General features: G+C 69.8%; 11 protein-coding genes and 2 pseudogenes. 8 read left to right on the forward strand and 5 right to left on the reverse strand.

Going from position 1 to position 12437, the window contains the following annotated elements; all coding sequences use genetic code 11:
- Positions 1 to 69 precede the first annotated feature (69 nt).
- The 7 genes and pseudogenes from BJF79_RS17375 to BJF79_RS17400 all read left to right on the forward strand — a co-directional run bounded on the left by BJF79_RS17375 (position 70) and on the right by BJF79_RS17400 (position 6178).
- The gene (locus BJF79_RS17375; RefSeq protein ID WP_262402175.1) at positions 70 to 648 is read left to right on the forward strand and encodes a TetR/AcrR family transcriptional regulator; all 579 of its coding nucleotides are present in this window, start codon (positions 70 to 72) and stop codon (positions 646 to 648) included.
- Between the two features lie 197 nt (positions 649 to 845).
- Positions 846 to 1787 carry a sugar phosphate isomerase/epimerase gene (locus tag BJF79_RS17380; protein ID WP_262402176.1) on the forward strand — a complete coding sequence of 314 codons (942 nt, stop codon included), beginning with the start codon at positions 846 to 848 and terminating at the stop codon, positions 1785 to 1787.
- Positions 1787 to 2683, forward strand: a complete 897-nt coding sequence (locus BJF79_RS17385) for a transketolase (RefSeq protein ID WP_083733530.1) — start codon at positions 1787 to 1789, stop codon at positions 2681 to 2683. The genes BJF79_RS17380 and BJF79_RS17385 overlap by 1 nt, the downstream gene beginning before the upstream one ends.
- Complete coding sequence (locus BJF79_RS17390) at positions 2680 to 3633, forward strand: transketolase family protein (RefSeq protein WP_075898749.1); 954 nt, start codon at positions 2680 to 2682, stop codon at positions 3631 to 3633. Before BJF79_RS17385 ends, BJF79_RS17390 begins: the two co-directional genes overlap by 4 nt.
- Positions 3633 to 4358, forward strand: a pseudogene (locus tag BJF79_RS67000) (FGGY family carbohydrate kinase); the annotation flags it as partial. The gene BJF79_RS17390 and the pseudogene BJF79_RS67000, both read left to right, overlap by 1 nt.
- A 23-nt stretch (positions 4359 to 4381) precedes the next feature.
- Entirely contained in the window at positions 4382 to 5086 is a 705-nt protein-coding gene (locus BJF79_RS67005) for an FGGY-family carbohydrate kinase (RefSeq protein ID WP_410050100.1), read from the forward strand.
- Positions 5087 to 5209: 123 nt separating this feature from the next.
- Entirely contained in the window at positions 5210 to 6178 is a 969-nt protein-coding gene (locus BJF79_RS17400) for a sugar-binding transcriptional regulator (protein WP_262402177.1), read from the forward strand.
- A gap of 8 nt (positions 6179 to 6186) precedes the next feature.
- On the opposite strand, the gene BJF79_RS17405 is transcribed toward BJF79_RS17400, so the two are convergent.
- Both BJF79_RS17405 and BJF79_RS60445 read right to left on the reverse strand, forming a co-directional pair.
- Positions 6187 to 8625 (reverse strand): glycoside hydrolase family 3 N-terminal domain-containing protein, encoded by a 2439-nt coding sequence (locus BJF79_RS17405; RefSeq protein WP_075898751.1) that lies wholly within the window; start codon positions 8623 to 8625, stop codon positions 6187 to 6189.
- A 134-nt stretch (positions 8626 to 8759) separates the two neighbouring features.
- On the reverse strand, positions 8760 to 9629 hold the full coding sequence (locus BJF79_RS60445) for a DUF5605 domain-containing protein (RefSeq protein WP_262402186.1): 870 nt from the start codon (positions 9627 to 9629) through the stop codon (positions 8760 to 8762).
- Here BJF79_RS60445 and BJF79_RS60450 point away from each other — a divergent pair.
- Positions 9567 to 9830, forward strand: coding sequence for a hypothetical protein (locus BJF79_RS60450; RefSeq protein ID WP_262402188.1), 264 nt, complete (start codon positions 9567 to 9569; stop codon positions 9828 to 9830). The genes BJF79_RS60445 and BJF79_RS60450 overlap by 63 nt on opposite strands.
- A 152-nt stretch (positions 9831 to 9982) precedes the next feature.
- On the opposite strand, the pseudogene BJF79_RS67010 reads toward BJF79_RS60450, so the two are convergent.
- The 3 genes and pseudogenes from BJF79_RS67010 to BJF79_RS60455 all read right to left on the reverse strand — a co-directional run.
- Positions 9983 to 10615: pseudogene (locus BJF79_RS67010) on the reverse strand (DUF5060 domain-containing protein); the annotation flags it as partial.
- Entirely contained in the window at positions 10561 to 11748 is a 1188-nt protein-coding gene (locus BJF79_RS17415) for an MFS transporter (protein WP_075898753.1), read from the reverse strand. The gene BJF79_RS17415 and the pseudogene BJF79_RS67010, both read right to left, overlap by 55 nt.
- Before the next feature lie 32 nt (positions 11749 to 11780).
- Complete coding sequence (locus BJF79_RS60455) at positions 11781 to 12347, reverse strand: hypothetical protein (protein WP_262402187.1); 567 nt, start codon at positions 12345 to 12347, stop codon at positions 11781 to 11783.
- Between the last annotated feature and the right edge of the window lie 90 nt (positions 12348 to 12437).

Consider the following 12437-nt stretch of genomic DNA (forward strand, 5'->3'; position numbering starts at 1 on the left):
GGAACTGGAGTTTCATTTTTAGCACACCAGTTCCGACTTTGAATCCGGAGTTCAACTAGCATGAGGGCCATGGCCGCCTTGTCCACCCGCGAGATCGCGCACGACGCCATCCGGACCCGCTTGGCGCACGTCACCCTCCAGGAGGTGATGCGGCACGGCTTCGACGGCGTCACCCTGCACGAGCTGGCGTCCGCCGCGGGCGTCTCCCGCAGCACGTACCTGCGCTATCTCGGCTCCAAGGAGAACGCGGTCCTGGTCGGTCTGTCGGCCATTGGGGAGGACCTCGCCGAACGGCTGGGAGCCCGTCCCGCCGCCGAAGACGACTGGCAGGCGCTGCGGCGCGCGATGGATCTCATCACCGAGACCCAGAACCAGGACGACACCGCCGCGCTCAATCTCACCAAGCTGCTCAAAAGCGACGCCTCGCTCGGCGGAGCCCAATGGCAGCACCGGCGCTCATGGCGAGACGCCCTCACCTCGGTGCTGCTGGGCCGCGCCCCAGGGCGTTCTCATCTCGCCACCGCCGCCTTGGCCGCCGCCGCGCTGGGGTGCCTGGATGCCGCCACCGACGCGTGGACCGACTCGGACGGCGCCCTCGACTTCGACGCCGCACTCGACGAAGCGTTCGCGTCCCTCGAACCGTCCTGACTCCGGCCACGGTGCGGCGGGCGTTGCGAACGGCCCGCGGGGGTGGGCGTGATGTGTCCAGGTTGATCCTTGACGGCCGGGTTGCCACTCCCTTACCTTCCAATGCATGTCTGATCGTGACCGCATAGAAATTCACAATACGCGGGATCCGGTGTTCGGAGCGGGGATCTGGCACTTCGCGAGCTATGTCGACCGGTATGCCACGGACGGCTACGGTCCGGCCAGGACGGTGCTGGACGCCATCGAGCTCGCCGGGCAGGTCGAGGGACTTTCGGCCGTCGACCTCAACTGGCCGTTCCCGCCAGGCGGGATTCGGACGGTGGAGGTCGAGGAGGCGCTCGCGGCGCGGGACCTGCGTGCCATCGCCGTCACGCCGGAGATCTACACCGGCGTGTTCGCCAAAGGAGGTTTCACCAACCCCGATCCGCAGGTGCGGCGCGCCGCCATCGACCTGGTCGCCGCTTCCGCGGAGGCCGGACGCGAGCTCGGGGTCGGACTACGTGAAGCTGTGGCCCGGGCAGGACGGGTACGACTACCCGTTCCAGGCCGATTACGCCGACCTATGGGACATGTCGGTGAGCGCTGTCCGGGAGTTGGCACTGGCGTTTCCCGACCTGCGGTTCGCGATCGAGTACAAGCCGCGTGAACCGCGCAACCGGATGGTGCTCTCCTCCGTCGCGCGCACATTGCTGGCGATCGACGACATGGGCGTCGGCAACGTGGGGGTGCTCTTGGACTTCGGCCACTCGCTGTTTGGGGGCGAGACGCCTGCCGAGTCGGCGCGGATGGCGATCGCTCGGAACAGGCTGTTCGCGATCGACGTCAACGACAACTTCCGCGGGTGGGACGACGACATGGTCGTCGGGTCGGTGCATCTGCTGGAGACGTTCGAGTTCTTCTTCGCTTTGCACGATGCCGGCTGGGACGGGGTGTGGCAGCTCGACCAGTTCCCTTTCCGCGAGGATCCGGTCGAGGCGGCGCGCACGGGGATCCGCACGATGCGGGCGTTCCATCGGGCACTGGGTTACCTCGACCGCGGGGAACTCGCCGAGGCGCAGGCCGCGCAGGACGCCCTCAGGGCCCAGCGGATCGCGAAGCGCGCATTGTTCCGGGCTCTCGCGGAAAGCGAGGACGAGTGATGGCGCTGGAAACTCCACTGCGTCCGGACGATGCGGCCGCTCTGGCCTACGCGGAGTGCAGCGCACGGCTGCGGTCGGCGACACCGGCACAGGCCGCCCCGGAACTGGCGGGCATCGCCAAGCGGATCCGCCGTGACGTGCTCACCACCATTCAGGCGGCCCGGATGGGGCACGTCGGCGGTGACCTTTCGGTGACGGACCTGCTGGTGACCGCGATGTGGTCCGTCCTACGGCTCGATCCGCGCGATCCGTCCAGCGCGTCGCGCGACCGGTTCGTGCTAAGCAAGGGTCACTGCGCGGCTGCCCTGTACGCCACGCTCGCATCTTGCGGCTTTTTTCCGCGCAAGCGGCTGAGCGAGTTCATGGCACCACTGTCGCCGCTGAACGGGCACCCCAACCGGGTGAAGGTCCCGGGCGTGGAGACCAACACCGGGCCTCTCGGCCACGGGTTCCCGGTCGCCACCGGGTGCGCGCTGGGAGCGAAGCTGCGCGGCGAGACCTGGCGCACGATCGTGGTGCTCGGCGACGGGGAGATGCAGGAGGGCAGTAATTGGGAGGCGGCGATGACGGCCGCCCACCACGGTCTGGCAGATCTCACGGCCGTGGTCGACCGCAACCGGCTGCAGCAGGGCGCCCGCACCGAGGACACCAAGGCACTGGACCCCTTGGACGCCAAGTGGGAGAGCTTCGGCTGGGAGACCCGCGTCATCGACGGGCACGACCACGCGGCGATCAAGCAGGCACTGGAACCGTCGACGAGCGGCCGCCCGGTCGCCGTCGTGGCCAACACGACCAAGGGCAAGGGAGTGTCGTTCATGGAGGATCGCGCTGAGTGGCACCACAAGGTGCCCACCGACGAGCAGGTCCGGTTGGCTCTCGCGGAGCTGGCCGGATGACCGCCGTGGCGGAACAGGCGCCCACCTTCGACTGCCGCGCCGACTTCGCCGACGAGCTCGCGGCCCTGGCACGGGCGGACGAGCGCATCGTGGCCGTCTGCAACGACTCCGTGGGATCCAGCAACCTGGCGAAGTTCCGGGAGGAGTTCCCCGGTCGGCTCGTCAACGTCGGCATCGCCGAGCAGGACATGGTGGGCGTCGCCGCGGGCCTGGCCAACGCCGGGTTCGTCCCGTTCGCATCGGCCGCCGCGCCGTTCCTCACCGGGCGCGCCCTGGAGCAGATCAAGGCCGACGTCGTCTACAGCGACCGGCACGTCGTCCTGTGCGGGCAGAGCCCAGGGATGGCGTACGGCGCCCTCGGCCCAACCCATCACGCCATCGAGGACCTGGCCTGGATGCGGGCCATCCCGGGCCTGCGGATCGTCGTGCCCGCCGATCCCCGGCAGACCCGGGACGCCGTCCGGTGGGCGGCCGGATGCGGAAGCCCCTCCTACCTGAGGATCCCGCGGTTCAAGGTTCCCGAGGTCACACCCGTCGGCACCCCCTTCCAGGAGGGAAGGGCGGTGCGCTTGCGCGATGGCGGTGACGTCACCCTGATTGCGATCGGGACGATGGTCTCGCGTGCCCTCGAGGCGGCGGCACTGCTGAGCCGGGACGGCTTGGCGGCCCGCGTGGTCAACATGACGTTCGTCCAGCCGCTGGACGTGGGCGAGACACTCGCCGCGGCCGAGGAGACCGGGGCGATCGTCACGGCGGAGGAGGGGCTGCTCTCCGGCGGGCTGGGCGCCGCCGTCGCCAAGGTCGTCGCGGAGCATCGCCCCCTACCGGTGCGCATGCTGGGGGTACCCGAGTTCGCACCGACGGGTGGCGCGGCGTTCCTGCTCGACCACTTCGGGCTCAACGCGGCCGGGATCGCCGCGGCCGCGCGCGAGGCGCTGGGACGGACCTGATGGGACCGTTCGTGCTGGCGATCGACCAGGGCACCGGTTCCACCAAGGCGCTGCTCGTGGACTCGGACGGAGCCGTCGCCGCTCAGTCGGGCGTCCAGGTGGGCGCCCGCCATCCGGGGCCCGGACTGGTGGAGCAGGACGCCGGGGAAGTGCTCGGCAGCGTCCATGCCGCCGTCGCCGCCTGCATGGACGGTATCGACCCCGCTTCGGTCGCGGGAATCGGGCTGAGCACCCAGCGTGAGTCGGTGGTGCTGTGGGAGGCCGCGACCGGCCGGCCGGTCGCCCCACTGGTCGGCTGGCAGGACCGGCGCGGCGCCGCGCGAGCGGCCGAACTGGCCGACGAAGGCCATGCCGATCTCGTCCGGCAACGGACCGGGCTGCCCCTCGACACGATGTTCTCCGCGCTGAAGATGGCGGCCCTGCTGGACGAGCACGACCCTGCCCGGATTCGTTCCAGGCGCGGCGACCTGCGGCTCGGCACCGTGGACGCATGGCTGCTCGCCCGGCTGACAGGCGCCTTCGTCACCGAGATCGGCAACGCCTCCCGCACTCAGCTGCTGAATCTGCGCAGCGGCGATTGGGACGCCGAACTCCTGGAACTGTTCAACGTTCCCAGGGAGGCGCTGCCGGACGTCGTCTCCTCTACGGGGCCGTTCGGCGAGGTCGGCGACCTGGCTCCGTTGTCCCCGGGCGTGCCGGTACTGGCGGTGCTGGGCGACTCTCACGCCGCGCTGTTCGCGCACGCCGGATGGCGGCGCGGAGTCGTCAAGGTCACCTACGGCACCGGCTCGTCCGTCATGAGCGTCACCGACGCCCCCCGGCCGGGCGGGACGCTCTGCGACACCATCGCCTGGTCGATCGAGGGGGCAGCGTACGCGAACGAGGCCAACATTCGCTCCAGCGGGCGCACTCTGACGTGGCTGGCCGAACTGCTCGGTGTCTCCACGGAACAGATCGTGGACATGGCGGCGCAGGCCGAGTCGGGCGACGTGGCGTTCGTTCCCGCGTTCGGCGGGCTCGGCGCGCCTGGTGGGACGCGCGTGCGGTACCAATCCTGGCCGGGTTCGACTACGGCACCGGTCGCGCGCAGCTCGCGCGCGCCGCCCTGGAATCGGTCGCTCACCAGGTCGACGACGTCCTCGCCGCGGTCCCCGGCCTGCGGCGGGTCATGGCCGACGGCGGGCTGGCCCGCAGTACCGCCCTGCTGCGGTTGCAGTCCGACCTCCGGGGCATCGAGGTCGCGCGCACACGACATCATCAGCTGTCCGCAGGGGGTGTCGGCGACCTCGCGGGATTGGTGCTGGGCTGGTGGACGATCCCGGATCTGGAGGCACGGGCGGACCGCGGCCTCGAGGTGTTCGGCCCGTCGTGGAGCGAGGAGGAGCGCGCTCGAGCGGTGGCCCGGTGGCGGCGGCGTCTCCGCGCCGCCCGGGAACTTGGTACACCGGCCTGAGAGGTCCGGTCCCGCCCCGGACGAGCGTGATGCCCGTGGCGGCTTCGCCCTCGCACGCGTGCTGCGTCTACCATCGCCAGCGGGCGCTCGGCACCGCAGCGCCGTGTACGAGGAGCTGAATCCGTGGTGATCGCATCGACGCCCAGCACCGACCATCTGCGTCTGCTGGTCAAGGTGGCGCGCATGTACCACGAGCGAGGGCTACGGCAACCGGAGATCGCCGAGCGGCTCAACATGTCCCAGGCGCGGGTTTCCCGCCTGCTCAAAGAGGCCGCCGACCGGGCCGTCGTCCGCACGGTGGTCGTGTCTCCCGAGGGCGTGCACGCGGAGCTCGAAGACGCTCTGATCGAGGAGTACGGTCTGCGCGACGCCGTCGTCGCCGACGCGGGCGGCGTCGGCCCCGAGGTCATCCCCGCACTCGCGTCCGCCACCGCCACCTACCTCGATGCCACCCTCAAGGGAGGCGACGTCATAGGCATCTCCTCTTGGAGCGCCACCCTGCTGGAATCCGTCAACGTCATGCCCGCGAAGACGAACTCGGTCGCGCGCGAGGTCGTCCAGATCGTCGGCGGGTCGGGCAGTCCCGAGGTCCAGCTGCACGCCACCCGGCTCACGAGCCGGCTCGCCGAACTCACCGGGGCGCGGCCGGTGTTCGCGCCCAGCGCCGCGCTCGTGCACAGCCGCGAACTGCGCGACCTGCTGTCGAAGGAACCGGACGTCGCCGAGGTCATGCAGGCGTGGTCACGGCTGACCCTCGCCCTGGTCGGTATTGGCACCCTGGAGCCGTCCCCGCTGCTGCGCCGGTCAGGCAACGCGATCACCTCGCAGGACAAGCGCAGGCTCGAAGAACTCGGCGCCGTCGGGGACGTCTGTACCCGTTACTTCGACGCCGACGGGCGGCCCGTCAATGCCGATTTCGAGGACCGCATCATCGGGATCGACCCCGAGCGGCTACGAGCGGTCGATCGGCGGATCGGCGTCGCCGGAGGCGCGTCCAAGATCGCCGCGATACGGGGTGCGGCGCGCGGTGCCTGGATCAACGTCCTCATCACCGACGCCGATACCGCCAAGTCGCTTCTCACGAGCGGGTGACCGGGCACTCACTCATGCCCGGGTGACATCCCCCCTTGGACTAGGTCGATCTCCGCTTCGGAGAGAAAGGACCGGTCCGCGCTCGTGAGCACGCGCGCATCACCGGTCAGCGTGAACGAGCCGGTGAGGCACCGGTCGTCGGAGTTGAGGCCGACGAAGAATTCGACGGCCGCAGGCTCGACCGTGAAGTCGCGCGCGAGACCCGTGTGCCCGAGCTGTGCGGCCGCGACTGTGAAAGTGACCCGGCGGGATTCGTTCTGCGGCAGGTCGACCCGGCAGAAGCCCGCGAGCTGCTGTGCCGGCCGGGTGACGCCGAAGGCGTCGACCCGGACGTACAACTGCACGACGGTGGCGCCGTCGACGGGGCCGTCGTTGCGGACGGTCACGCTGATCTCGGCTGCTCCGCCGGTGTCGACCTCCGCGTCGGCCGACAGGTCACCGAGTGTGAAGCCGGTGTAGCTCAGGCCGTGCCCGAACGGGTACAGCGGCGTGGCCTCCATGTCGAGGTAGTGGTGGTCGGTGTCCGGGGGCAGCGGGTTGCGGAAGCCGGTGCCGGCGTGCTGGTGGTGGTACACCGGGATCTGCCCGCTGTGGCGGGGAATGCCGTAGGGGAGTTTCCCGCTCGGGTTCGTGGCACCGAACAGCACGTCGGCGATGGCCTTGGTGCCGAAAGGTCCGCCGTAGGCGGCCACCACGATGGCGGACGCGTTCTTGATCACCTCTGGGAGCGCGTAGGCGCGCCCTTGGACGAGCACGGCGACGATGGGCTTCCCGGTGGCCGCCACCGCCTCGGCCAGGGCCGTCTGCGCCGCGGGGAGCGAGATGTCGGCCGAGTCGCTGCCCTCGCCCTCGGTGCGTTCCCCGTTGAACCACATGCTCGCGCCGCCGAGAGCGAGCACGACGACGTCGGATTCGCGCGCGGCGGCCACGGCTCGCTCGAGCGTGTCCGCACCGAGCGGCCGGGTCAGACCGCTTCCCTGCTCGGACCGGACGCAGCGGGCGAATTCGGCGATCTCCTCGGCGAGGCCACGGGCGCCGTACCGGTCGCGGACGAACGTCTCGGGGTCCACGTGCGGAACCAGTTCTTTGAGCCACGCGAGTTGGGGCCGCTCGGCCCCGACCATGGTGCCGACCTCGCCTTCCATCATCCGGAGGGACGCCTCGCGCCAAGCCGGGTAGGTGTAAGCCGGGAACTGCAGGTTGGCGGGCTGCGCGTGCGGTCCGATCACGGCGACGTTCAGAGCCCCGTACGGCGTCCGCGAGGCCAGCGGGAGGATCCCGTCGTTCTCGACCAGCACGACCGACCGCCGTGCGAGCCGCTCTGACAGCGCCTTGCCGTCGGTGGCCGCCGCGGTCAGGTCGATGCGTTCGGCCGGGTAGGGATTTTCGAACAGTCCCAGTTCGAACTTGGCCTTGAGCACGCGTCGGACGCAGACGTCGACGTCTTGGACGTTCACGTTGCCGAGCTGCACCTGCTCGGCGAGGACATCGCCGTAGGCGTACGGGGTCGGCAGCTCCACGTCCATCCCCGCGGTGATCGCCAGCCGCGCCACCTCGCCGGGCCCGGACGCCGCCTTCTGCCGCGTCACCACCTGCTCAAGGGTCGCGTAGTCCGACGACACGAAGCCGTCGAATCCGAGGATCTCTCGCAGCAGCCGTGTCAGCACCTCGTGGGAGACGCCGGCCGGAACGCCGTCGACGTCACCGTAGGCGTTCATGACCGACCGCAGACCGGCGAGCCGGATCGCGGCCTCGAACGGGTAGGCGAACAGGTCGCGGGTTCGCCGCGCGCCGCCCTCGTACGCCGACTGGTTGACGCCTCCCGCGCCCAGGGCGTAACCGAGGAAGTGCTTGGCCGTGGCGATGACGCCTTCGCGTAGGTCCTCTCCCTGAAGGCCCCGGGTGAAGGCGACTCCGAACGCGGCGGTGAGGTACGGGTCCTCGCCATAGGTCTCGTGGACACGTCCCCACCTCGGGTCGAACGCCACGTCCAGCACGGGCGACAGTGCCTGCAGAACGCCGACGCGGCGCATCTGCCGCCGGATCAGGTCCGTCATCTCCTCGACGAGTTCGGGACTCCAGGTCGCCGCGAGCCCCGTGGGGGTCGGGAAGATCATGTGGCCGCCGGCGAGGAGTCCGTTGACCGCCTCGCCGTGCACCAGCGCCGGGACGCCGAGCCTGGTCCGCGTCACGAACTGCCGCTGGAGCCGGCCGATCAGCCGCGCCTGCTGCGCGGGATCGTCGAGGTAAAGGGCGGCGATGTGTCCCGGCGGGTGTCGGAGTGTTTCCTCCGCGCCCGTCGCGGCGGAGCCGTCCGCCTGGACCAGCGCCCACGGGAAGACGGAGCTGAGCTGGCCGCATTTCTCTTCGAGAGTCATCTCCCGCAGCAGAAGTTCGGCTCGGACGTCGTCGGGCAGGTCGGCGTTGCGGTGGCTGTCCTCGGGCATGGTCGATCTCCTCTCCCTGGCGCGCTGGACGTGCTGTGCTGCCGGACCGGACGCGGCCTGAAGCGCGCCGGCGAGGTGCGGGTCGGTCCGCCGCCCCTGCTTGCTCCGGAGAGTTCGTTCCGCCGCTTTCGCGGTCAGTGGGCGGTGACGCGGAGCGCGATGTACTCCCGCCCGGGGAGAGCGACGCGAAGCGTGCCCTCCCGGCAGACCTCCTCGCGAGAGTCGATGGTCATGTTCCAGGTGTCGATCACGTCGACCCGGTACCTGCCTTCACTCAGCGACAGGGTGCTGAACAATGGACGAGCGATTCCGAAGTAGAGCAGGTCGCTCCCGTCCGCTCCCTTCGCCGCCAGCCCGTCAATGCCCAGGCCGGTCGGTTCGAGGACTCCCGAGCCTTCTTCGACGACGCGTCGCAGGAAGGCGATGCGTTCCGGCGAGTCGCCGGTGAGTTCGCCGCCCTTGGCCCACCAGAGCCGCTCGTCGTCGCGGTGGTAGGTCTCGCCGTGCCCGACGTATCCGCCGCGGACGGCCCCTTCCCAGAAGCGCCTGGTCAACTCTTGGCCGGTGATGTTCCCCCAGCCGTACTCGATGTTGCCTTCGTACCCGCATTCGTCCAGGACGACGGGCTTCTTCCAGGTCCGGCGCCACTCCTCGATGCGCTCCGCGGCGCCCTGCACGCTGACGTGGGTGATCCACTCCTTCGAATGGTCGTAGGGGACGACGCCGTTGTGGATGGAGCACAGGTGACCGCAGGGATCGTTGCCGACGACGACCTGCGCCAGCCGCTCCCAATCCGACTCGGTCTTGGACGCGACGAAGTCGTACTCGTTGGCCATCGACCACCAGACGTTGGGGAACGCCCAGAGGCGGCGCACAACGTAGGAGAGATAGCGGTCGTCCGCGGTCGGCCCCATGTCGGCGAAGCCCCACCGGTCATAGGGGTGGAAAAGGATGATGTCGGCCTCGATGCCCAGCGCTCCGAGCCGCCTGACGGCATCCTCCAGGCGCTGGAAGAAACGCGGGTCGAACCGGGTGAGGTCGAAGGCGCCATCGTCGCCTGCGGAAACGGATACAGGTCGGGGTCGTTGGAGTTGTACACCATCGACTTCGGGAAGACGGTCATGCGGATCTTGCTGAACGGCCCCTCGCTCAGCGTGCGCAGGGTCGCCTTCCGCACGTCCTGCGGCTGGTGGAGCCACGCGTAGGCGGTGGTGCCCAGCGGCAGGTGGCGAGCGCCGTCGGCATGGACGAAGTGGAAGCCGTCCACGCGCACCGGACCATGTTCCCCGTCGAGGGCCTCGCCGACTTCGACCTCACCGGAGATGCCGTTCAGGCTCCGCGCCGTCGACGTGGTGGTGAAGTGCAGCGTGCCCGTCTCCTCGGGCAGGAACCGGATGATCCACTGCCCGTCCCCGTCGTAGAACCCGCCGGCGGTCTTCTCCACGCCGTTGATACTGAACCTGGCCGTGAGGTCGACGTCGGTGAAGGGGTTGCCGTGCGAGGGACCGTCGAGCCGGATCTCCACTGCTGCCCAGCGCGACGCCCGCGACGGAACGGTCACCACCGCCGATCCCTCGGCGACATCCTCACCCTCGTAGTCCGGTCGCGCCGCGGGAACCGGCTCCGCCTCCTGCGGTGGAGCGACCACGTCGATCGAGGCGAGATCGCGCCAAAGCCGTTCGGCCCTGCCACCCTCGTTTCGGAGGACGGAATGGCGTTCGGCTACCCACTCGACCGGCATGACGCGGAGTAGTTCGATTTGCGCATTTTCGAGCACGTCGGGCATCGCTTCCCCTAGCACGGCTCGGCCTTCGGCGCTGCGGAGGATGTCTTGGATGCGTGAATCACGGCTGTACTTCATGAGATGTTGTTGTCTTTCTGTGAAGCGGAGGGATAGCCACCGGAGTGCTTGCGGACGACGGATCGGTGAGCCGTTCACGATCGGGTGTCTTGAGGTGGTGCGGCGCGCCGTCCCCCGAGGCCCGGCCATGGTTCGCAGAGCAGCGCAGCCAGAGCGGCGAGGCAACAGGCGGCCACGATCGGCGCTCGGCCGCCGTAAGCGGTCACCAATATTCCGCTGAGTGCGGATCCGGCGGCGCTGCCGACGGCGAACGCGCTGCTCATCCAGCCGAACGCCACGGTGGTGGACTCGTGCGGCGCCACCGACGACAGCCGCTCGAACAGTCTGGACATGGCCGGGGCGACCGTGAGCCCCCAGCAGAACAGCAGAGCGGTCAGTACACCCGGGTTGGGAGCGAGCAGCAGCATCGCCAGCCCGCCCGCGACCAAGAGCATCAGGTGGCGCAACTGGGCCCGGTGGCGGGTGCGCGAACCGTAGACGAACCCGCCCACGAGAGAGCCGAGGCTTCCGCACGCGAGGACGAAACCGGCGTTCGCCGACGCCTGCGGACCGCTCACCATGGCCACTACTCCGACGACCTCGCCGCCCAGCGCGCCGACCAGCAAGGTGCCCGCCACGAGCAGGCGCGGGACACCCGGTGACCGGAGCACCCGCCCGCCCTTGGCGGGCGCGTTCACCTGCTCGCGGGTGTCCACGTTGCGGTCGCGTACGTAGCCCAGGGTTCCGATGAGGACGAGGACGGCGCACGCCACGACCGCGAGCCGGGGGCCCCCGAGTGCGGCGAAGACCGCCGTGGTCGGGGGACCGGCGACGAAGATCAGTTCTTGGAGTGTCGATTCGAGTGCGAACACGCTCCGGCGCCTGCCGGGACCGGCGAGAGCGGGGAGCACCGCCCGAACCGACGCCGTCATGGGTGGTGTGCAGAGCCCGGCGAGCAGCGAGAACGTGGTGAGCAGCAGCGGCTCCGGCGGTGCCAGCGCCAGCGAACCCATCGCGAGCGCGTGCAGTATCGCGGTGAGGGAGAGCACCCGGCGGTGCCCATGGACGTCGGCCAGCCGGCTGAGGAGCGGTCCGGAGATGCACCCCCCGAGCACGCCGGCCGCAGAAACCGCGCTGTACACCGCGTAGGACTGGTGCTCGGTGGTGAGCATCAGCACGGCCAGGCCGGTCATGCCCTGGTTGAAACGGCCGACTATGGACGTCGTGATGAGCCATGGAACGGACGGTGTGCGGAGGAGTTCCCGGTAGACGGCGGTAGGCATGCCGGATCACCGCCGATCGACGGCTTCGAGCGTCACGAGCGGCCCGTCCCGCGATACCGGAACTCCGCGAAGCGGACGACGCCCTTTTCGGCGAACATGCCGGTGACCCGCCCGGTGAAGGGCGCCGCCGTCTCCACCGACCAGAAGCGCCCGTCGAGTTCGGCGAGCCGGTGCTCGGTGCCGGTGTCGTCCGCGACGACCAGCCGGATGCGATCGCCCGATGACGACCATGGGGGAGTTCCGCGCGGCAGGTCGGTCTCGATCCGCAGCAGCACCTTGTCGCCACCGACCTCGGCACTCCACGACTGTTCGAGCGTGGGCAGGCTCGCGCCCGCCGTGATCCGCGTTCCGCTCCCGGACGGAGCCCTCTCGGCGGTCAGGGTGATCGTGAACTCCTCGTTGTAGCGCAGGCCGAGGCCGCCCCTGCCCTCGGACGCGTCGACGCCGGTCTCGAAGACGCTCCGGTGGTGGCGCTGGCGCGGCCGACGAAATCCGGCCGGAAGGCGTCGAGGCCACCGTGCTCGGCACGGATGGTGAGGTAACCGGGTTTCTCGCCGAGGGACGCGACGTCGTGCGGCGTTCGGCCCACCGAGATCCAGCCGGGATCCGCGAGGGCGGAGCCATCCGCGAAGTCAAAGTGCTCTTCCAGGTCTTCCGGACGAGGGTTGAGCACGACGGGTGCCGGGATG

Origin of the sequence: Actinomadura sp. CNU-125, from assembly GCF_001942465.1 — a bacterium.
In the GTDB taxonomy this organism is placed as follows: domain Bacteria; phylum Actinomycetota; class Actinomycetes; order Streptosporangiales; family Streptosporangiaceae; genus Spirillospora.